This is a genomic window from Acinetobacter amyesii (assembly GCF_002018365.1).
Classification (GTDB): domain Bacteria; phylum Pseudomonadota; class Gammaproteobacteria; order Pseudomonadales; family Moraxellaceae; genus Acinetobacter; species Acinetobacter amyesii.
Genome location: NZ_MVKX01000007.1, coordinates 1 through 20,730, shown reverse-complemented (window position 1 = coordinate 20,730; position 20,730 = coordinate 1). Strand labels below are relative to the sequence as shown.

At 38.8% G+C, this 20,730-nt stretch carries 19 protein-coding genes; 11 read left to right on the top strand and 8 right to left on the bottom strand.

Features of this window, described 5'->3' with window-relative positions; translation table 11 throughout:
• Positions 1-3 precede the first annotated feature (3 nt).
• From B1202_RS11245 to B1202_RS11235, 3 genes are read right to left on the bottom strand one after another with little or no spacing between them, the layout of a single operon-like run.
• Entirely contained in the window at positions 4-249 is a 246-nt protein-coding gene (locus B1202_RS11245) for a 4Fe-4S dicluster domain-containing protein (RefSeq protein WP_078190695.1), read from the bottom strand.
• A gap of 33 nt (positions 250-282) precedes the next feature.
• Positions 283-2,019, bottom strand: coding sequence for a fumarate reductase/succinate dehydrogenase flavoprotein subunit (locus tag B1202_RS11240; RefSeq protein WP_078190694.1), 1,737 nt, complete (start codon positions 2,017-2,019; stop codon positions 283-285).
• A 19-nt stretch (positions 2,020-2,038) separates the two neighbouring features.
• A complete protein-coding gene (locus B1202_RS11235; RefSeq protein WP_078190693.1) occupies positions 2,039-2,779 on the bottom strand; it encodes a GntR family transcriptional regulator in 741 nt (246 codons plus the stop codon).
• Positions 2,780-3,216: 437 nt separating this feature from the next.
• Here B1202_RS11235 and B1202_RS11230 point away from each other — a divergent pair, with 437 nt between their 5' ends.
• The gene (locus B1202_RS11230) at positions 3,217-3,738 is read left to right on the top strand and encodes an ester cyclase (protein WP_078190692.1); all 522 of its coding nucleotides are present in this window, start codon (positions 3,217-3,219) and stop codon (positions 3,736-3,738) included.
• 12 nt (positions 3,739-3,750) lie between these two features.
• Positions 3,751-4,824 carry a hypothetical protein gene (locus B1202_RS11225; protein WP_213033258.1) on the top strand — a complete coding sequence of 358 codons (1,074 nt, stop codon included), beginning with the start codon at positions 3,751-3,753 and terminating at the stop codon, positions 4,822-4,824.
• A 63-nt stretch (positions 4,825-4,887) separates the two neighbouring features.
• Here the strand turns inward: B1202_RS11225 and B1202_RS11220 are convergent, their stop codons facing one another.
• Complete coding sequence (locus tag B1202_RS11220; RefSeq protein ID WP_078190690.1) at positions 4,888-5,931, bottom strand: AraC family transcriptional regulator; 1,044 nt, start codon at positions 5,929-5,931, stop codon at positions 4,888-4,890.
• Between the two features lie 172 nt (positions 5,932-6,103).
• Here B1202_RS11220 and B1202_RS11215 point away from each other — a divergent pair, with 172 nt between their 5' ends.
• From B1202_RS11215 to B1202_RS11195, 5 genes are all read left to right on the top strand, one after another.
• A complete protein-coding gene (locus tag B1202_RS11215) occupies positions 6,104-6,424 on the top strand; it encodes an SCP2 sterol-binding domain-containing protein (protein WP_078190689.1) in 321 nt (106 codons plus the stop codon).
• A 94-nt stretch (positions 6,425-6,518) separates the two neighbouring features.
• Complete coding sequence (locus B1202_RS11210; protein ID WP_078190688.1) at positions 6,519-7,040, top strand: VOC family protein; 522 nt, start codon at positions 6,519-6,521, stop codon at positions 7,038-7,040.
• Positions 7,041-7,051: 11 nt separating this feature from the next.
• Entirely contained in the window at positions 7,052-8,020 is a 969-nt protein-coding gene (locus B1202_RS11205; RefSeq protein WP_078190687.1) for a quinone oxidoreductase family protein, read from the top strand.
• A gap of 93 nt (positions 8,021-8,113) precedes the next feature.
• Complete coding sequence (locus B1202_RS11200) at positions 8,114-8,830, top strand: MBL fold metallo-hydrolase (RefSeq protein WP_078190686.1); 717 nt, start codon at positions 8,114-8,116, stop codon at positions 8,828-8,830.
• A gap of 345 nt (positions 8,831-9,175) precedes the next feature.
• Positions 9,176-10,381 carry an OmpP1/FadL family transporter gene (locus tag B1202_RS11195; RefSeq protein WP_078190685.1) on the top strand — a complete coding sequence of 402 codons (1,206 nt, stop codon included), beginning with the start codon at positions 9,176-9,178 and terminating at the stop codon, positions 10,379-10,381.
• Positions 10,382-10,491: 110 nt separating this feature from the next.
• Here B1202_RS11195 and B1202_RS11190 read toward each other — a convergent pair whose 3' ends face one another.
• Positions 10,492-11,532 carry an AraC family transcriptional regulator gene (locus tag B1202_RS11190; protein ID WP_078190684.1) on the bottom strand — a complete coding sequence of 347 codons (1,041 nt, stop codon included), beginning with the start codon at positions 11,530-11,532 and terminating at the stop codon, positions 10,492-10,494.
• A 190-nt stretch (positions 11,533-11,722) separates the two neighbouring features.
• Between B1202_RS11190 and B1202_RS11185 the strand changes: the two genes are divergently transcribed.
• The 4 genes from B1202_RS11185 to B1202_RS11170 all read left to right on the top strand — a co-directional run bounded on the left by B1202_RS11185 (position 11,723) and on the right by B1202_RS11170 (position 14,880).
• A complete protein-coding gene (locus B1202_RS11185) occupies positions 11,723-12,568 on the top strand; it encodes an SDR family NAD(P)-dependent oxidoreductase (protein ID WP_171262644.1) in 846 nt (281 codons plus the stop codon).
• 39 nt (positions 12,569-12,607) lie between these two features.
• A complete protein-coding gene (locus B1202_RS11180) occupies positions 12,608-13,498 on the top strand; it encodes a bile acid:sodium symporter family protein (protein ID WP_078190682.1) in 891 nt (296 codons plus the stop codon).
• Between the two features lie 318 nt (positions 13,499-13,816).
• Positions 13,817-14,053: a VF530 family DNA-binding protein gene (locus tag B1202_RS11175; RefSeq protein ID WP_078190681.1), complete on the top strand. Its 237-nt coding sequence runs from the start codon at positions 13,817-13,819 to the stop codon at positions 14,051-14,053.
• Positions 14,054-14,181: 128 nt separating this feature from the next.
• On the top strand, positions 14,182-14,880 hold the full coding sequence (locus B1202_RS11170; RefSeq protein WP_078190680.1) for a DUF1826 domain-containing protein: 699 nt from the start codon (positions 14,182-14,184) through the stop codon (positions 14,878-14,880).
• A gap of 104 nt (positions 14,881-14,984) precedes the next feature.
• Here B1202_RS11170 and B1202_RS11165 read toward each other — a convergent pair whose 3' ends face one another.
• The 3 genes from B1202_RS11165 to B1202_RS11155 are packed head-to-tail and all read right to left on the bottom strand — an operon-like array spanning position 14,985 to position 20,692.
• Positions 14,985-18,140, bottom strand: coding sequence for an efflux RND transporter permease subunit (locus B1202_RS11165; RefSeq protein WP_078190679.1), 3,156 nt, complete (start codon positions 18,138-18,140; stop codon positions 14,985-14,987).
• Positions 18,130-19,356, bottom strand: a complete 1,227-nt coding sequence (locus tag B1202_RS11160) for an efflux RND transporter periplasmic adaptor subunit (protein WP_078190678.1) — start codon at positions 19,354-19,356, stop codon at positions 18,130-18,132. Before B1202_RS11160 ends, B1202_RS11165 begins: the two co-directional genes overlap by 11 nt.
• Before the next feature lie 13 nt (positions 19,357-19,369).
• Positions 19,370-20,692 (bottom strand): TolC family protein, encoded by a 1,323-nt coding sequence (locus tag B1202_RS11155; RefSeq protein ID WP_078190677.1) that lies wholly within the window; start codon positions 20,690-20,692, stop codon positions 19,370-19,372.
• Positions 20,693-20,730: the final 38 nt, after the last annotated feature.

The window sequence follows — 20,730 nt, the reverse complement described above, 5'->3', positions numbered from 1 at the left end:
CTTTTATTTTAATAAATATGGGATGTTGACGTGTATCGCATCGGTTGGGCAGTCCTTTTCACAAGGCATGCAGTACCAACATTCATCAAATTGCATAAAAGCTTTATTGGTTTCAGGATCTATCGCCAACAAATCCATCGGGCAAACATCTACACAGACTGTACAACCTTTATCTGCAATACATTTATCTTCATCGACCAAGACTGGAGCTATAGTTCGATGTGAAACTTCTTTAAATATCAGTGCCATTTTTATATTTCCGTATCTTGAATATTTTAAAATTTAGTCTGCAAGCGCCAATTGCTGTTTTTGGATACGCAGTTGGTCATATGAGTTTTGTTCTGCTTTTTCAATTGCGACCACATAGGGTTCAATCGGCTTTTTGAAGCTCGTCATATTGCCCTGTGCATCTTTTTTCAAATGGGCATGACAGAACCAATCGTCATTATTTTTTTCTGGGAAATCGGCACGGTAGTGATACAGTCCCCAACGGCTTTCCGTACGATAGAGTGAAGCTCGAGCCGCCATTTCTGCGCAGTCTCGAATCACAGACACTTCGGCAGCACGCATGAGTTCATGTGGGTTTGAAGCAGAAATTTGAGCAATGTCCTGCTTAATTTCTTCAAAACGACGTAAACCAATTTCCATTTTTTGACGTGTTTTTGGCGGTTGCAAATAGTCATTTACAAAGCGGCGTAACTTGTATTCCACTTGGTCTGAAGGTAAGCCTTGTTTACGGTTTAATGGTGCAAAAATCCGTTCACGCTCTGCATCAATTTCCGCTTGATTGAATTCTGACTCTTCAACATCTAGGACATATTGCGCAGAATTTTCACCTGCAAACCAGCCATAAGTAAATGCACCCAACATATAGTTGTGTGGTACTGCCGCCATATCACCAGCGCTGTATAGACCTTTCACCGAAGTTTCTGCTTTTTCATTGACCCATACACCTGAAGCACTGTGACCACTACAGAAACCAATTTCAGAAATATGCATTTCCACCATGTCAGAACGATAATTGGTGCCACGCCCTTCATGAAAACGGCCACGGCTTGGTCGCTCATTGGTATGTAAAATTTCTTCAATAGTTTGAATGGTTTCTTCTGCTAAATGATCAACTTTTAAGAATACGGGGCCATTACCGCTTTCAAGTTCCTGGTAAAACTCCCACATCATCTGACCACTCCAGTAGTCACATTCAATGAAACGCTCACCTTTACTGTTTGCGGTATAACCACCTAGTGGTCCTGTCACATAGGCACAAGCAGGTCCGTTATAATCCTTAATCAGTGGGTTAATCTGAAAACATTCCAAATTGGCAAGTTCAGCACCTGCATGGTAAGCCATGGCATAGCCATCACCAGCATTGGTTGGATTTTCATAGGTTCCCATCAAATAACCTGAAGATGGCAAACCTAAACGTCCCGCAGCACCACAACATAAAATGGCAGCTTTGGTTTTAATGACATAAAAATCACCGCTACGACAGTCAAAACCAAGTACACCATTGATTGCACCTTGTTCGTTTTTAAGCAGTTTGGTGGTCACGATACGGTTATTAATTTTGACCTGCGCACGCTTCATTTGACGGTACAGGACTTTTTTAACATCATGTCCTTCAGGCATCGGCAACACATAAGCACCCATGTGATGAACTTTTTTTACAGCAAATTCACCTGTTTCATCTTTTTCAAATTTGATGCCCCATTGATCCAACTGTTGAATGGTTTTAAAACTATTTTGTGCATAGGCATAAATGGCCGTTTGATTGACCACACCATCATTGGCGATGGTAATTTCCTTGGTATATTGCTCAGGCGTGGCATAACCTGGAATCACCGCATTATTTAAACCGTCCATCCCCATTGAAATTGCACCACTGCGCTTTACATTGGCTTTTTCAATCAGTAATACCTTTAAATCAGGATTGGCTTGTTTGGCTTTGATCGCAGCCATTGGCCCTGCGGTTCCACCGCCGATGACTACAATGTCATATTCTAAATGTTTGGTTTCCATGATATTTCCTTGATCCTTATTAACGAAAAATGCGTAATTGGTACTGGAAGCTTTCGCCTGAGAAGTACAAATATTCGTAGTCAATCGGATATTCATTAGCATCGTGTGTGAGTCGTTCCACACGTAAAATAGGTGTATGAATGTCCACTGAAAGTAGCTGTGCTAATTCATCATCTGCCTGTATGGCATCAATGTTTAAGTCGGCATAACCCAGTGGTATAGATAAGTCTTGTTCAATGGCGGTGAAAATATCGCTAACACGTAAATCCACCTGTTTGTTTTGAAGTTGTAAGCCAATTTCTGCAGGTAAATAAGTCAACTCATAAGACACAGGTTCGTTATTCAGCAAACGTACCCGTTTAATTTCAGCCACTTGACTACGCACAGCCAATTTCAATTTGGAGGCGACTTTGAGCGGTGCTTCAATGAATTCGATCGACAACACTTCATTTAAAATGTGATGCCCACTCGATGACATGGCTTCTGCGAAGCCTTGAAGCTGTGTGATGTTTTGATAGGCTTTCGGCTTACTGACAAAAGTACCTTTGCCATGCACTTTAAAAATCAACCCATCCTGTGAAAGCTTATGCAGCGCCTGACGAATGGTAATACGGCTCACAGAAAACAACTCTGAAAGCTCATTTTCCGATGGCAATTGACTCAATGCCGAGTATTCACCTGAGTGAATTTTTTGCTGTAACTGCCCTTTGACTTGTTCATACAAAGGCAACTGGCTCGTTTTGCTTGTTGGTTCCGACATCGCATTCAACTTGTTATAACAACTTGAGCAAACAATAATTAATTAGATCTAGAAATTGAAATATTAAGATTTGATTTATTTATGAAAAATAAAGCTGAATAAGCTCAGTAAGCTCAGTAAGCTCAGTAAGCTCAGTAAGCTATTATTCTTAAAAAGAATTTATTTTTATTAAAAAAATATAAGATAGACAATCTAAATAATGGTTCATGAATTATTGATATTAAAACCCGTGAGTAAAAATATATAATTCACTGATATATAAATATAAATATTGAAATTTATCTTATGAATCTGACTTTTGGTGAACATAAGTTAAATAGATAATAAATTAATCTGGCACTCATTCACCATCAAACTGTCACTTAAACACCAACTCTAAAACACTTCAAAGATTACATTAAATCTAACAAATACTGACTCAGACTAAGGATGTCAAAATGTTAGATAACAAACTAAAAGAGTTTCGTGAAAAATTGGTGCTAGACCATTTTGCAGATGAAGTTAAGCAAGATTTTGATGCTGTTTTAAGTACGTTCCCACACCCTCATTATGAGCTGATTGCAACTGGCGCTGTACATGATGGCCGTGAAGACGTTTTGACTTATCACCGTACTTCACGTAAGGCGTTTCCAGATCAGCGGCATGAACTGATCGCTTTACGTCACTCAGATGATGCTGTTATTTGTGAGTTTTGGCTATTAGGCACACATAAAGGATATCTTGGTTCAGTACCGCCTACAGGCAATTCTTTTCGTGTTCGAATGTGTGCATTTTTTATTTTTGAAGGCGAAGAATTAGTTTGTGAACGGATTTACTTTGATACATTAAGTCTAATAAAACAGTTATTTAAAGGGTTTAATCTTAAATCGCCAAAAGCAATTATTCAGTTTTACAAAGCCACATCAGGTTTATTAAGAGATATGAAAGATCTTAGCAAAATTACTAAAGCTCAGCCATAGATGGAAAATAGAATGAATAAATCATTTAAAACTTTAGGTATGCAAGAAATTTTAGATTTTGATGGGACACGTGATGCAATGTCTCCCGTTGATCGCCTTGAAAATGTGCGTATTGCTTCTGCTAAATTTCGTACAAAGCTCATGCAACAAGCCAACGTTAGCTATTATCAATCGGTTGATCTGGTCCGTGCGCCATATCCAACGTGGTATGGCTATACAGGTGTATTTGCGCAAAAGTCTCTCACCTTCCCTTTTCTGCATCTACTCAATCGACTTTTTATCATTCAATACCAAGATTTTAATGATCAAACCAGGGTTTTACTATTTTCACCAACAGACGTAATTAATAATCGAAAAACTCCATTTTTTGATCGTTTAGCTGAGTCTTTTCCAGATTTTGCTTTTAATATTTTTGCACCGCAATATACCTCTGTCGAAGACACCTTAAAAGAACTCAGCATTACACCTGAGCAAGTAGACTATATTAGTTATGACCATTTACACACTCAAGAACTTCGTAAATGGCTAGGTACGGCAGATCAGCCGGCATATTTTCCAAATGCAAAATTAATTGTGCATGAAAAGGAATGGAATTGTGTGCAAGGATTATTACCCGTTCAGTCCGACTGGTATTGTCCAAATGGTGCAAATGGCATAGATCCCAATAAAATTATTACTTTTAAGAAAAGTTTAGCCTTAGGTTCAGGTTTGGCACTGATTCATAGTCCAGGACATACTGAAGGTAATCATTCTTTGGTGGTAAAAGCAGATAATCAAATTTTTGTGACTTCTGAAAATGGTATTAGTTTAGATGCCTATGAACCAAAAAGTTCAAAAATTAAAGCGATACGTGATTATGCTGAAAAAACCGGTGTTGAAGTTATTTTAAATGGCAATACTCAGGAAGGAAGCAATGATCAGTACATCTCTATGGTCATGGAAAAAACCATTGCAGGACCATTAAAAAATAATCCTGCTTTCCCATCATGTGCTTGCAGTAGTGAAACTACCCCTTATTGGCTATTTCCTGGACTTAAACAAACAACATTGTTGGGCGCATTAAAATTTGGCCAGTTGACGGTTTAGCACCTAAGTTCTTTTTACATCGCTTGAATATTCTTGGGTTTCAAGCGATTTTTTTTACATCGTTTATTTATAATCCAAGTTCTTATATTCTTTTGGTGTTTTTCCAGTCCATCGTTTAAATGCACGCTGAAAAGCGCTTTGTTCAGAAAATCCTAATAAAAATGCAATTTCGACTAAGCTTAATTTTGGATTTCGCACATATCCAATTGCCAAACTTTGGCGAATATCATCGACAAGCGTTCTAAAATTTAGCTGATAACGATTCATCTCAGTTCTCAGCTCTTCCGTAGTAAAGCCTGTAATGTGTGCCAACTCTTCAAAACTTACGCCACCGATTTGAAAAGATTCCATAATTGTTTTACGAACAATAGCAAGCCAAGACGGCTCTAAATGATTTCCAAGTTGTTTAAGCAGTTGGTTGCGTAAATCACTCATCACCACATGTACCGACTCATTTGAACTCGGTAATGGATAATCTAAAAATCTCTCATGAAATCCAATCGCAGTTTGTTCTGCATTAAAATAAATTGGACAACGAAACAGTGCTTCATATTCTGAAATATCATCGGGTTGTTCATGTTGAAAAGAAACCCACAATGGGCTTAGATCATGCTGATTAAACAAAGACCGAGATAGGTTTACATAAGAAGCCTGATGTAATTCATCCTGCAATTTTCCTAATGGATGGTTTGTTCCTAAATTACTTTTCCAATAACGAATATACTCATGCCCTTTACGCTCAAAGACATTGCTCCCAGCATCAATCGTTAAAGCTGAGTAACGCATATTTTGCTGCATCAGTTCTCTAGCATTTGAACAGGTCATTAAGGCAAATCCATGCGGTCCTAAATGCCCTGTCGTCACCAATTGTCCTAAATAGATTCCTAAATTGGGGTGCTGGAATTTGTCTTGTAATAAGTGACATGCCTGATTAAAAATTTGAAAATCAATTCGCTCATTTGGCTCATCAAATATAGATTTATTTAAATGTATTTCAGATAAAAATCGATCTATTGAATAATCTTTTCTTTGCAAATAATCAAAAATAATTCGCATGTAATGTACAGCAACTGTATGTTTTTTCGATGTATTACTAGAGTCATGCATGACCTGTTTATATCCCTAACTTGATCTAAGTTTTAGACATGAGTAACTGATGTCAATGAATATCAACTTGGGTCAATATCATTTATTTCACCTGTCTTATAGTCACTTGAGCACTCAATCTTAAGTGCAAATCTCATCTATCTAGTGACTCTATTAATTAACGGAATAAGCCATGAATATCAATGATTTTATTTTAAATAAATTACCGACTGCTTTAAATGAAGATGCAACAGATGGTGTTGAATGTGTTTTGCAACTGAACTTATCTGAACCCTTTACCATCCAAATCAATGACAGAACATGTGATATCCAAAAGGGTGAACATGCTGAAGCGGATGTGGTTCTGACAACCACTGACGATGTATTTGTCGAAATTATTACTGGAAAATTAGCAGGCGCCATGGCGTTTATGGGCGGCAAATTAAAAATCGATGGCGACATCATGTTAGCCAAAGAAATTAGTGAATATTTTGATGCGTCTAAGCTTGTATAAAAGCCACATGCCTTAAAAGCCAAAAAATACAAGCAATATAGCGGGGAAACATGATTTCCCCCATTTTAAGAAATATTTGAAAAAGGAATTTATGATGAGTAAAGATTTAGGCCCAATTTGTCAAAACGGCTATATTGTTAAAGATATCGAAAAAGCCATGAATGAATGGATTGCACTAGGCGTAGGTCCTTGGTTTTATGTTGAAAATGCAATCTTAGACAATTTTAAATATAAAGGTCAGCCCCACAATATTGAAATGAAAGTTGCCTTAGCTAATTCAGGTGATGTTCAAATTGAATTGATTCAGCAAACCAATGATGTGCCTTCGATGTATCAAGACTTTTTAAACTCAGGCCGAGAAGGTTTTCAGCATGTTGCGTATTGGACTGAAGATTATGATGCCACATATGAATATCTGCAAAATAAAGGCTATGAAGTCGTCCATGAAGGACAAATCGGTGGACCACAAGGTCGTATGGCGTATTTCGACTCTGAACACGCAATTGGTATCGCCCTAGAGATTTCAGAGTTGGCGGGCAGTAAAAAGCAGATTTTTGATTATATTAAAAAAGCATCGATAGGCTGGAATGGCTCAAAAGCGATTCGTAAACTTTAAGAGTTATTCCTATGAAAAGTATTCTATCAGGTAAACAAGGCGCTGTTTTAGGTGAATTGGAAAAACCTCAACTCATGCCTAATCACGTATTGGTTAAAGTCAAAGCCTGTGCTTTAAATCGTGCGGATTTAAATATGCTCACTGGAGCAACACATGGATTTGTGGGCGGATTAGGCTTTCCAGTCGGTATGGAATGGGCTGGAGAAATTGTCGAACTCGGTGAAGGTGTAACGCAATGGAAAATTAGTGACCGTGTAATGGGTGCAGGTCCAGGGGCATTTTCAGAATATACCTTAGGAAATGAAGCATGGATTTACCCAATTCCTGATATTTTAAGTTATGAACAAGCATCTACCTTACCTGTTGCCCTTCAAACGACACATGATGCAATTGTTTCAAACGGAAATTTACAGGCAGATCAAACTGTTCTAGTTGTTGGGGCAAGCTCTGCTGTTGGTCTAATGGCAATGCAAGTGGCTAAATTTCTAGGTGCAAAACAAGTCATTGGAACATCAACAAGTGCTGAAAAATTAGCGCTTTTACACGAATACGGCGCGGACAATGTGGTCAATACCAAGGACGAAGACTGGGACAAACAGATCTTAAAATTAACCAAACGTAAAGGTGCTGATCTTGTCATCGATTTTCTGGCAGGCCCTTTGTTTAACCAGACAATGTCTGTGACTAAGATTGCAGGAACGATTGTCAATGTGGGCAGAATGGCTGGTGAAACAGGAACTATTGATTTTGATCAGCACTCGATGCGCCGTATCACTTATAAAGGTGTGAGTTTCCGCACCCGTAGCCCAGTTGAAATTGCTGAAGTCATTCAAAAAGCCAAGATGGAACTAATTTCAGCTTTGGCTGAAGGAAAAATTCATCTGCCCATTGATTCAATATTTCCCTTTGAACAATTCAATGATGCTTTTGACAAAATGAAAGCCAATCAGCATTTTGGCAAAATTGTTTTATCCCTCTAATCCGCCAAAAGACAAGTTTGATCCATTGAGATAGAACTTGTCTTTTTTATTACGAGTCATTCTCGCCCATATTCATAATTTTGGACCAGTTCAATGAAAATTCATCATTTAAATTGCGGCACGCTCTGCCCTCTATGTGCCCGTCTGATCAATGGTAAGGGAACATGGACTGAGGCTGGAAAGCTGATTTGTCATTGCCTGCTGATCGAACAGGACAACAAACTTATTTTAGTTGATACAGGCTTAGGTTTGGCTGACATTCAACAGGCAGATCATCGTTTAGGTAAAAGCTTTCAGAAAACCTTTAAACCTAAACTGGATATCAACGAAACAGCACATCACCAACTCCAAGGATTAGGCTACTCTCCAGCTGATGTAACTGATATTTTTCCTACGCATTTGGACTTAGATCATATAGGTGGTTTAACTGATTTTCCTCAGGTAACTGTACACATTTATCAGCCTGAACTTGAACAAATATTAAACCCTAGATTAAAAGAAAAACTTAGATTTCGATTAAATCAATTTAACCCAAAGCCAAAATGGAAAATCTATCAACAGCCTACAGAGCAATGGTATGGCTTGTCTGCTTTTTCTATTCCTTTAGAAAACAACCTGAATATTTGGATGATTCCATTAATCGGTCATACTAAAGGTCATGTCGGAATCGCGATTCAACAAGATCATGGGAAATGGTTATTACATTGTGGCGATGCGTATTACCACCATAGCCAATTAGAGGTTGTATCACGCATGCCATTGGGTTTGAATATTTTTGAAAAAAGTGTGCAGTCTATTCGCCGAGAATGAATTAAAAGCCTCAAAAAATTAAAACAACTCAAAGCACATGATGGCAATGACATCGATTTTATTTGCGCTCATGATCCTTTTGAATTTGAACGACTTCAATCATTCTAATCGTTAATAAAATTATATACTTTTAATTATTAATAGATAATTTGGATATTAAGTTTTATTTTTTATAGCTAATTAAAAAAATGTTGCTGGTGACATTGTGCAAAAAAAGAAATTTAATTGACACCTTTTAACCATAACTGTGGCACTAAAGAACCAACTTTGAATATAAATGCACGTTAATAATACAAAAGAAGCACTCATCTTGTTGTTGATAATAATTCTAGGAAGGAATTCAATATGAAAAAAATTACTATCATTGCTGCTTTAAGTTGTATTTACACAGTTCCCTTGCATGCCGCTGGGCTTGACCGTTCTGGGCAATCTATCTTAGCATTTTTACAGCCCAATAATTATTTTGAGGCTGGCATATCAGTGCTCGATGCTAGTTTGAGCGGAACCATGAATGACAATTTTAATAAAGGTGGATTGAGCAGTGCAGCAAATATGCATACAGGAGACATTGCAAATAGCTACTACTCTCCTTCTGCGGCCTTAAAATTTCAGCTTACAGATCATTTTTCTCTAGGTTTCTTATACGATCATCCCTTTGGGGCAGATGCAGGATATCCGATTAAAGAATTTCAAGCCTATACAGAAGGTACTGAAAAATCTGAATCCGAAGTTGTATCACAAAATTTGAGCACTATTGTGGGTTATCAGCCGAACGAGAATTGGAATTTTTATGCTGGCCCTGCATTGCAAACTGTCAAAGGAAAAAGCCGATTAAGAGGCGCTGGTTATTCTTGGTCACGTTATGACCTTGATGCACCGGAAACAACAGGTGTGGGCTGGTTGGCTGGTGCTGCGTATATGGTTCCCGACATTGCTTTGAAAGCTTCAATCACATACCGTTCAGAAATTAATCATGATATGGATATGACAGAGTCGCTGAATATTTTACATCCAGTTTATGGACGTATTGATTTAGGCACATCAACTGAAAAATCAAACATTAGCACCCCGCAGTCAATCAATGTCGATCTGCAAACAGGGATTATGAAAGACACTGTGGCATTTGCAAATATCAGGTGGGTAGATTGGTCAGAATTTAAAATTTCACCCAAAATGCTGTATCAATTTACAGAGCAATCGACGGGCGCCGGTGTACATTTAGCCGCTTATTATGATGACCAGATCTCTGCAAATATAGGGATTGGCCGTAAACTCAACGAAAAACTATCAGGGACCTTCTCTGTCGGCTGGGACAGCGGCGCAGGTGATCTGGTATCAACATTAGGGCCTTCTAAAGGGTATTGGAATGTAGGGCTCGGCGCACAATTTAGCCCTGCCAAAAATTATTTTATTTCAGGCGGGGTCAAATACTTCTGGCTCGGTGATGCTAAAGCACAGTCTGGTTTTGATTTTGGTACAGAAAAATATGATGCTGTATATCAGGATAATCACGCCGTGGGCTATGGTCTAAAAATCGGTTACCGTTTCTAAAGGCCGTTATTAATCCATTAAGGTTTTATAATTCATAACTTTATCATTAAGGCGATCACGAGATCGCCTTTTTTAAGGTCTATGTATTAATTTCTATGTTTAAGTTTCGACTAATCGATAGAGCCTAAAAACTGAGATTGCTGCCATTGTTTCGGCGGTAAACCATACCAGCGTTTAAATGCTTTTGTGAAGTTGGAGACATCATTATAACCAAGATGATCTGCCAACTCGATGAGTGATGTTTTTTTATACAATAAATAATCTTTTGCAACCTCTGCACGTGAAGTTGATAAAAGTGCGTCATAGCTCGTATCATATTCCGCTAATTTTCTAAAAAAAGTTCGTCTGGACAAATGTAAACGCTCAGCCATCTCTTCAGCCGTTAACGGTCTTTGAAGATTTTGTAAAATCAACAATTTAAGTTTAATCAGCCAATTTTCACCTTGCTGGGTAAAAAGACTCGATTCTGCTTCACACATTTTTAGCGCTTTTTGAAATGCTGGAATGTCTGCACCTGGTAATTTTTGATCAAGTACTTTCGTATGAAAAGAAATAGCGCAATGCTTTTGATTCCAACGGATTGGCGCATTTAAATAATTAAATTTTTCAGCATATAGGGGCTTTTCATAATCTAACTCAATCTTAAGCTGCGGCAATTCCTGCTCTAATAAATCCCCTAAAATACGAATAATCGAAAGGCATAAAGCTTCTTGGGTGTAATAATAGTTCAGACCTAATGGAATCTGTTTGCCAAAACGAATGCAGACGGTTTTATCTTTAATTGTGCTATCAAAACTGATCGTCGGATCAATTAAAGAACTGTACTTATTGCAGACAGTAAAAACATCGCTCAAAGTTGGCGCGGACATCAGCGCAATACCGAAAGCTCCAAAATGCGATAAACGAATATATTGACTGAAGGAAATAGAAATTGAAGGATCTTTTGTCAAAATTAAGGCATTTTGCACAAATTTTGCAATTTGATTGAGGCTAAAATAGGTATCAATAGAGTCTAAATCTTCGGCTTTAACCCCTGAGTCTTCTAATATATTCGATATTTCATACCCGCGTGCTGCACACATCCTGACAAATGCCGCAGGCAAATGCACAGGAATAATCGGAGCGATCATGCTCTTATCGTCAAAATCCATTTTTATCTCCTATATACTTATTTTTTCAATATTTTCTCATCTATCTATTGAATAAATTACGACTTAATAGGCTGTTTTTTATTCTAACAAAAATGTCACCTTTGTACATTTGTTTGGCACGATTTTACCAAAATATTTTTCTCTCTTGATTGATAGTGAAGCTGTAATTTAAAAATTAAGGATGATACTTGTGTCTGAACAAAAACAAGCAATTTTTATCACCGGCGCAGGTTCCGGTATCGGTCTCGCATGTACAAATTTATTTATAGACAAAGGCTTTTTTGTGTTTGGTTCTGTGATTAATCAGAAAGAATTAGATGCCATCAACCAACAGTTTAGCCATGATTTTATGCCGATTGTTATGGATATTACACAAGAAAAAGATATTCAAAATGCATTCGAGCTTGTAAAAAAGCAAAGCAGTCACATGAAGTTTAGAGGACTGATTAATATTGCAGGTGTGATTTACAATGGCCCGCTTATGGATGTAAGCAAGCAACAGTTTGAACATATTCTTGCTGTGAATACCATTGCAGTGCATGTCATGACAAGGACATTTCTTCCTTTGCTGGAAACTCAAGATCAAGTCCGCAATAAAGTGATTAATATCAGCTCTCAGAGCGGTTTACGTACCCTTCCATTCACAGGCATTTATTCAGCAAGCAAATTTGCATTAGAGGCGCTTTCAAATGCAATGCGGTATGAATATTCGGTTTTTGGTATTGATATATGCTTAATCGAACCAGGCCAAATTCAAACGCCAATGGCGAATAAAATTATAGAAAATGTACAAGCTAAACCGAGTCATCCAGTTTATGCAGAACCGATGAAAATCTTTTCCGAACGGACGAAAAATTCTTTTTCTAAAGGTATTCCGATGGAAAAAATCGTCAACACGATCTACACGGCATTTACTGCAACAAATGCTAAAAGCAGATATGAAATACACAGTGACTATATCCGCGATGCGATTATATTTCGAAAAATGCCAGTCACACTGCAGAAGATATTGCTCAAGAAAATGCTCAAGCTTTAATTGAGATTAAAAATATAAAATGAACTCAGGAGAATTGCTATGGATTCAGCATTTATCACTATAGGTATGCCTATTGCACTTGTCATTATTATGATGGGGCTTGGCTTTGAGGTGACGCTTAATGATTTTAAGCGTGTTAAAGAAAATCCTAAAAATGTAATTATTGCATTGTTTTGCCAATTGGTTTTGTTGATCACGGTCGCTTTTTGTTTGGCTAAATTATTTAAACTAGAGCCTTTACTTGCAGTAGGTTTAATGGTTTTAGCTGCATCCCCTGGCGGAAGCACTGCAAATTTGTTTAGTTATCTATTTAAGGGTGATATTGCCCTGAATATTACACTCACAGCATTTAATTCTGTAATAGCTGCTTTCACTTTGCCATTAGTCGCTACACTTTCTCTTACTTATTTTATGCAAGACAATACAACTGTTGGCATACAGTTAGATAAGCTTGTTCAAGTGTTTTTATTGATTTTATTGCCGCTTATTATCGGCATGATAATCAGAGCAAAAATACCAAATTTCGCAAAAAAAATGGAAGGATTTATCAAATATTTCTCAGTCATTTTTCTGATTGTAATTTGTGCAGGCGCTTTAATTAAAGAAGGCGACAGAATTGCTGAATATTTCTCATCTGTTGGATTAGTCTGCGCATTGTTCTGTGCGATCAGCTTATCTATAGGTTATTTTATTCCAAAATTATTTAAAATGAATGAAGCGGAATCCCGTGCGTGTGCATTTGAAATTGGTATTCATAATAGTTCAGTTGCTCTCACCATAGCGATTTCTGTTTTAGGCAGTGTAACAATTGCCATTCCCGCAGCTGTCTACTCGGTTATTATGATTTTCTTTGCATTTGCAGTTGGTTTTATTTTTAAATACAAAGATAAACGTCAGAAAACGCTCAGCTACGCTGCATCTGCAGAATAGTCCTCATTCTATGATCGCTCTATAAGTTTTATTTATAGAGCTGGTTTTATCATTTCTAGTTTACGAAGAAATAGTATCATCAGATTGTTTGCTTGGCTTCAGGTAAACTAACGTTAAATAAAATATAAGTAAGTTGTCTAATCACATGTTATTTACAATGACACTTTAAGGATTTGAAATTGATTCATTAATATTTATAAAAATTTAACTCATCAATAAACTGCAATTTCCTATGTTAAAAGGTTTAATTTCAAACCCTCTCATTTTTCAACTCGCTCAGGATATAATAATTATCTCCCAAAATATGATTGATCTAATATGAGCACCTCCAATGACCCTTTACACGGCAAAAAACTTGCTGACATCTTGGATGAATTATTGGATTACTACGGTGGTTTTGAAGGCTTAAGCCGCAAAATTGAAATTAGATGTTTTTGCATAGATCCAAGCGTTAAATCATCACTACGATTCTTACGTACTACACCTTGGGCACGTGAAAAAGTAGAAAGTTTATATTTGTATGTCTTACGCCAAAATGCCAAACAGAAAGCGTAACGATTAATATCTATGCTCAAGTAATCTTGTATAGCAGTTTATGTTTTAAGATAAAATAAAACTGCTGAATCCTTCTAGCACTTCCTTGTACGCAGTATCTTCGTCTCAGATTTAATTTGATCCCTATTATGAGCAATCCTTTTTCCCAGCACCCTCAAATTGGTGTAGTCACTACATTTTCTGAATTGATTCATAGTCATTTTGCAGGTCAAATGAATGCGCTTTGCTGGCAACGCAACTTACAAGGCGACTTTAAAGAAATAGTCGAAAAACTAGAACTGATTGAAAATATTACTGAAGTTTCTATAGATGATCTGAAGGAATTAACGCTTTCAGCGCAAGGTCATTTAGCCAGAGAAATCATTTTAAATGACATGCAACAATTAACAGCATTTGGTGCATCACCCTCGCTGAATTTGCTCAAATGTTATGAACGCGATGATGAATTCGATTACATCTCAACCGATGTTTATTCTTTTCATGTCGATCGATCTCCTATCGCTACCGATACCTTTTTATGTACATATTATGGTGCTTCCAGTGATATTGTGCCAAATGATCACGTCACACAAAAAATCTTAATTCCTGAAATACGAGAGCAACTCAAAGCTTTATACGATGGTCCTGCCTCAGAATTTGATGACTTTTTAGCGGAATATTTTTTCGATTTACATTATCAGCTCAAAGAAAATGCTGTGCCTGTTAATTTAGGCAATGGTCATCTATGGCGTTTAGCGGTGGATCATCCTACACAGCACGTTTTGCCTTGTGTACACCGCGCACCTGTAGAAAATGCAGGTGAATATCGCCTCATGCTGATTTGCTGATTTTAAATATTGATGGATCCTGAGTCCATACGATCCATTCTGTCTAATGAATGAACCGTATGGGTTAATGCAATATTGTTTTGATCTAGATTGATTAGTCTAGGTTATTTAGATCGAGATGTGTTAAGCCAGCGGTAAAGCACGGGTAATAGCACCAAGGTCAGCAAGGTGGAAGAAAGAATACCGCCAATCACCACAGTCGCTAAAGGCCGTTGTACTTCCGCACCTGTACCTGTTGCTAAAGCCATTGGCACAAAACCTAAAGAGGCAACACAGGCGGTCATCAGTACTGGGCGTAATCGAAGTACAGCACCCTGCCATACGGCTTCATGTAATGGATATTTGTCCCTCAGTTCTTTAATAAAGGTCAGCATGACTAGACCATTTAGCACAGCAACGCCTGAGAGCGCAATAAAGCCAATACCCGCCGACATAGAAAGAGGGATATCCCTAAACCAAAGAAACAGTACACCGCCCGTTAAGGCAAATGGTACGCCAGTAAAGACCAGCAGACTTTCTTTCACATTATGAAATACTGCCATTAATAAGATAAAGATGGTCAGTAATGCTAAAGGAATAACAATTTGCATTCTTGCTTTGGCAGATGCAAGGTTTTCAAATTGACCGCCATATTCAATCCAATAACCGCTTGGTAATGCATATTGTTTCAGCTGAGTCTGCATATCCGCCACAAAAGAACCTAAATCACGGCCTTCAACATTGGCAGTCACTACAATACGGCGTTTACCATTCTCACGGCTGACTTGATTGATCCCATCTACATTAGACACTGTGGCAACATTGGAGAGTACAATACTGCCACCATTTGGCAACTTTAACGGGAGTTGTGAAATCGTGCTTACATTACGATCTTGATCATTTAAACGAATAACAAAATCAAAACGGCGATCGCCTTCTAAAATCTCTCCGATACTTTGTCCACCGACACTGGCTGCCACAGTATCCTGTATAGATTTAACGCTTAAACCATATTGCGCAGCCAAAGCCTTATCTATTTCAATATTTAATAAAGGTAAACCTGCGGTTTGTTCAACTTTTACGGCGCTACTCCCTGCAACTTGCTGCATAATTTTGGCGATCTTAGTGGCTTCTGTATTGAGCACTTGCATATCATCGCCAAATATTTTAACGCCCACATCGCTACGCACACCTGAGATCAGCTCATTAAAGCGCAGTTCAATCGGTTGGGAAAACTCACTGTTATTGCCAGGAATCGTAGCCACATAAGCTACCATACGGCCACGCAGCTCATCCACACTTTCTTTAGGATTCGGCCATTCATTTCGTGGTTTAAGCATAATATAACCATCGGAAATGTTCGGAGGCATTACATCGGTTGCCACTTCTGCCGTACCTGTACGAGCAAATACAGCCTGAATCTCTGGAAATTTTTTCAACAGCAGTTTCTCAGCGTTTTCCTGCATTCTTAATGATTCTTCTAAACCAGTGCTAGGAGAGCGCATCAGTTGAACTGCAAAATCACCTTCACTCAGCTGTGGTGCAAACTCACTGCCAATTTTAGTGCTTAAAAGCCCAGTAATGAGCAGTAAACACAGTGCAAAAGTCATCACTACAGCCTTGTAATGAAAAGCTGTATTTAATATTCGAAGATACTGTTTTTTCAGCCAAGTCATCCAACGGCTTTCTGTTTCTTTAATTTCACCTTTTACCCAAAGCGCTACAGCTGCAGGTACAAATGTAATAGACAGAATGATCGCCGCCACAAGTGCCAATACCACAGTTAATGCCATCGGATGGAACATTTTTGCTTCTACACCACTTAAAGCAAAAATTGGCAAATACACCACTAAAATAATTAACTGACCGAATATCAGCGGACGACGTGCCTGACGTGCAGCCAAAAAGACTTCTTTAAAGCGTTCATTTTGTGTTAATTGGCGTTTCAACATTTGCTGTGCATGGGCTAAACGTCGTATACAGTTTTCAACAATCACCACTGCACCATCAACAATAATCCCGAAATCCAATGCGCCTAAGCTCATTAGGTTCGCGCTGATATTCTTTTGTGCCATGCCGGTTAAGGTAAACAGCATCGATAGTGGAATAACGCAGGCAGTAATTAAAGCGGCACGGATATTACCTAAAAAGATAAATAAAATGATAATGACTAGAATTGCGCCTTCAACCAAATTCTTTTGAACGGTTTCAATGGCTTTCTCCACCAATGTGGTACGGTCATACACTGTTTCAATTTTTACCCCTTTGGGTAAGCTGGTTTGAATGTCTTTAATTTTGGCATCTACAGCTTTCGAGACAGTTCGGCTATTTTGTCCCATGGCCATCATAGCAATACCTAAAACGGTTTCTTCGCCGTTATAGGTTGCACCACCTGTGCGCAAATCATGCCCTATCGATACTTGCGCAATATCACCCACCCGAATTGGGCTGCCGTTGGGGCTGTCAATCATGGTGTTTTCAATATCTGAAATGGTGTTTAAGGTTCCCGGCACTCGAACTGTTAACTGCTGACCATTTTCCTCAATAAAACCTGCACCGCGGTTTTCATTATTTTCCGTAAGCGCTTGCTGTAATTGTTCTAATGACAGATTCAGCTGTTGCATGCGATTTAAATCAGGTGAAACCACGTAGGTTTTATTAAAACCGCCAATACTGTTGACCTCGGCAACACCTTGTACACGCTGTAATTGCGGACGCACAATCCAATCTTGAATTTCACGCAAATCCATCGCGCTATATGCCGTGCCATCTGCTTTTTTTGCATTGGGTTCAGCTTTCAGCACCCATTGATAAATTTCACCCAAACCTGTTGAAACGGGCGACATCGTCGGAGAAACTTGGGCAGGCAATGTCGACTGAACTTCTTGTACCCGCTGATTAATTTGCTGACGCGCCCAGTAAAGATCCGTACCGTCATTAAAGACAATCGTGACTTGTGACAGGCCATAACGAGAAATAGAACGCGTCAACTCCAAATCTGGAATACCTGCCATCGCATTTTCAATCGGATAAGTAATCCGCTGTTCCACTTCAAGCGCTGTAAAGCCATTGGCCTGCGTATTAATTTGCACTTGGGTGTTGGTAATATCTGGGACGGCATCAATCGGCAGTTTTTGATAACTGTAAATCCCGACAGCAATCCATGTACAAACAAACAGCATCACCCAAATTGCATTTTGAATTGAAAACTGAATAATGCGTTCGAATAGACCTTCTGGCTTTGGCAAATTTGTGTTGGTATTCTCTGAATTAGTGTTCATGGCCAGCCTCGTCTTTTTCCAGTTCAGATTTCAGTAAAAAACTGCCTTGGGAAATATACTTTTGCCCAGCCTCAAGACCTGAAATCACTTCTAGCCATTGACCATCACTGGATACTTGTCCAAGTTTTAGCACTTGCGCTTTTAAATGCACTTGGCCTTTTTGTTCAGATTCAACAATAAAAATACTGTCTTTACCCTCAATGCTCTGTACGGCGGACTTTTGCACTCGTAATGCATTCTTAGTACCTGAATCTGCCAATAGCACGTTAACCATCACATTTGGGCGAAGCTCAGCAGATTGTTGTTTTAATTTGGCGCGTACTACCAAGCGTCCAGTTTGTACATCTGCCTGTGACGTCAGGCTTTGTACCTCTGCGCTATAGCGTTGATCTGAACCATTGATTTTGAAAGAGACGTTTTGACCCTTTTGTAATTGTGCGGAATATTGATGAGCTAAGTTAAATTCAAGCCACAAATCTTTGAACTGTTCGATGGTGAATAATTGGTCTGCCAATTGCACATTTTCACCCACCACAATATCTTTTTGACTAATCACGCCAGCGATTGGCGCACGAATAATAAATCGTCCGTTTTGACCGCTATTCGCGCCCAAAGCTTGCAAGCGCGATTTTGCTGACTGTACGCTAATTTGAGCCTGACGATAGGCATTTTCAGCACGCTGAAAGTCCTGTTTAGCGGAAATCCCTTGAGACCATAGCTTTTGCTCACGCTGATAATCTTGACGGGCTAAATCTAAATTGGCTTCAGCCATGCGCAAATTGGCTTGCTGATCAATCAATTCAGGCACTGACAGCACAGCTAAAGTTTGCCCTTTTTGTACGGTTTGACCGAGTGCTACATTGACTTGCTCGACATGCCCACTGAAATTTGGAGAAATATGCGCCTGCTGATCAGTATTAACGGCCAATTTACCCGGCAATTGAATAATATTTTCGACCAGACCATTTTCTACAGTCGCAATTTTAATTCCTTGTTCCACCATTTGTTGCGCGGTGAGCTGAAGTTCGCCTTCTTCCGCATGTTCTGCTTCAGCATCACTATTATTAGCCTCCTGATGCTCTCCTTCATGCTCAGTTTTATCCGCATCGGATTTATTTGTACTTAACCAAATAGCAGTACAGAGCATCAGAGTTAGGCCAATCAAAACTGCAATCATCAAAGGTTGTGAAATTTTTCCATCTTGTTTAATTTTCATGTGATTAACTGCCTTATTGTGCTGATGCGCTGTTGATGAGGGTTTGGGATGCTTCAATGGCTTTTTTATTGAGTTGGCTATAAGCATCTGAACGGCTGATTTCTTCATAACTAGTGCCAATACTTAAGGCTTCAGCACTGAGTGCACTTTGCCAAGCCTGCGCCAAAATTTGCATTTGGCTAAGTCGAAGGTCTTGGAGTTGTTTTGTGGTTTGCTGTACGTCTGTAATAGCAAATTTACCTGCCTGAAAACCTTGCAAAGTTCGGTTTTGAACCTTTTCAGCCAAGCCAATCTGACTGCCTGTGGCATCAAACTGCGTACGCAGACCTTTAAGCTGGTGAATGCTGTTGGCAATATCCAAAACTTGCTGTTTTAACTCACGCTGTTGCTGATGATTTAATAAAATTTGCTGTTTTTGCGCCATTGGAATGGCATATTGCTGGCGGTTAAAAATATTCAGCGGAATATCCACACCAAGTACCAAAGCCGTATCATTGGTGTCAGTTGGAGACTTGGTACGTGACATGCCCATATTTAGGGTTGGGTTTGGACGTGCTTGCGCTTTTAAATGTTCAATTTGCTGATTTGCCTGCTGAATATTCAAGGCATACAATTTCTGTAGCCAACCTTCCGATAAATTACGCTCAACTAAATTTTGGCTCTGTTCAGGCCAAGGCGTAACGCTGTTATTCAACGCGATTTGCGACGTAGTTTCACCCCATAAGTTAGAAAGCTGACGCGCCGCAGTTTGCTGTTTTAAAAGCGCCTGTTGGTATAGACGTTGTATTTCCAAAGCTTCAATTTGAGCGCGCTCCACATCGACCAAAGCGATACTGCCTGCTTGATAACGTTTTTGTGCACTGTCCAAATTAGATTTACTGAGTTTGAGCTGTGTAGCGTAAATCGATTGCTCATTTTGAGCGATGGCTAGCTGTGACCATGCAAACTTCACAATCAGTTGACTTTGCGCATTCCAAATCTGCTGTTGCAACTGAATTTGCTGTGCAGAGGTACTCGCGAGTGCTTGATTGATTTTACGTTGACCGAATACATCCAGTGGTTGGCTGATTGCGATACTGAGCTCTTGATCTTGATTGTTACCAAAACCATTTTGTTCAATCGATAGACTTGGGTTCTGCCAGAGCTTGCTTTGGCGCACATTAAAATCTGAGATTTGCTGTTGTTGTTGCCAAATATCAGTTTGGGCTTGGTAGTTTTGTACTTTGGCAAATGCAGATTCAAAACTACTGACATTTTCGGCAAACGTACTTTGTAAGGCCGTCGAAATACCGACAGCTAAGCCTAGACGTATAAACGCCGTAAAATATAAAGACATGATTTTTCCCACTTATTTATTAAAAAAAGTGGCGGGAA

Excerpts from the sequence above, each read along its gene's own strand:
- B1202_RS11210 (WP_078190688.1), top strand. The coding sequence starts at position 6,519 with ATGAGTAAAGATTTAGGCCCAATTTGTCAAAACGGCTATATTGTTAAA.
- B1202_RS11205 (WP_078190687.1), top strand. The coding sequence starts at position 7,052 with ATGAAAAGTATTCTATCAGGTAAACAAGGCGCTGTTTTAGGTGAATTG.
- B1202_RS11230 (WP_078190692.1), top strand. The coding sequence starts at position 3,217 with ATGTTAGATAACAAACTAAAAGAGTTTCGTGAAAAATTGGTGCTAGAC.
- B1202_RS11195 (WP_078190685.1), top strand. The coding sequence starts at position 9,176 with ATGAAAAAAATTACTATCATTGCTGCTTTAAGTTGTATTTACACAGTT.
- B1202_RS11155 (WP_078190677.1), bottom strand. The coding sequence starts at position 20,692 with ATGTCTTTATATTTTACGGCGTTTATACGTCTAGGCTTAGCTGTCGGT.
- B1202_RS11225 (WP_213033258.1), top strand. The coding sequence starts at position 3,751 with ATGAATAAATCATTTAAAACTTTAGGTATGCAAGAAATTTTAGATTTT.
- B1202_RS11235 (WP_078190693.1), bottom strand. The coding sequence starts at position 2,779 with ATGTCGGAACCAACAAGCAAAACGAGCCAGTTGCCTTTGTATGAACAA.
- B1202_RS11240 (WP_078190694.1), bottom strand. The coding sequence starts at position 2,019 with ATGGAAACCAAACATTTAGAATATGACATTGTAGTCATCGGCGGTGGA.
- B1202_RS11190 (WP_078190684.1), bottom strand. The coding sequence starts at position 11,532 with ATGGATTTTGACGATAAGAGCATGATCGCTCCGATTATTCCTGTGCAT.
- B1202_RS11200 (WP_078190686.1), top strand. The coding sequence starts at position 8,114 with ATGAAAATTCATCATTTAAATTGCGGCACGCTCTGCCCTCTATGTGCC.
- B1202_RS11165 (WP_078190679.1), bottom strand. The coding sequence starts at position 18,140 with ATGAACACTAATTCAGAGAATACCAACACAAATTTGCCAAAGCCAGAA.
- B1202_RS11180 (WP_078190682.1), top strand. The coding sequence starts at position 12,608 with ATGGATTCAGCATTTATCACTATAGGTATGCCTATTGCACTTGTCATT.
- B1202_RS11175 (WP_078190681.1), top strand. The coding sequence starts at position 13,817 with ATGAGCACCTCCAATGACCCTTTACACGGCAAAAAACTTGCTGACATC.
- B1202_RS11220 (WP_078190690.1), bottom strand. The coding sequence starts at position 5,931 with ATGCATGACTCTAGTAATACATCGAAAAAACATACAGTTGCTGTACAT.
- B1202_RS11245 (WP_078190695.1), bottom strand. The coding sequence starts at position 249 with ATGGCACTGATATTTAAAGAAGTTTCACATCGAACTATAGCTCCAGTC.
- B1202_RS11215 (WP_078190689.1), top strand. The coding sequence starts at position 6,104 with ATGAATATCAATGATTTTATTTTAAATAAATTACCGACTGCTTTAAAT.
- B1202_RS11160 (WP_078190678.1), bottom strand. The coding sequence starts at position 19,356 with ATGAAAATTAAACAAGATGGAAAAATTTCACAACCTTTGATGATTGCA.
- B1202_RS11170 (WP_078190680.1), top strand. The coding sequence starts at position 14,182 with ATGAGCAATCCTTTTTCCCAGCACCCTCAAATTGGTGTAGTCACTACA.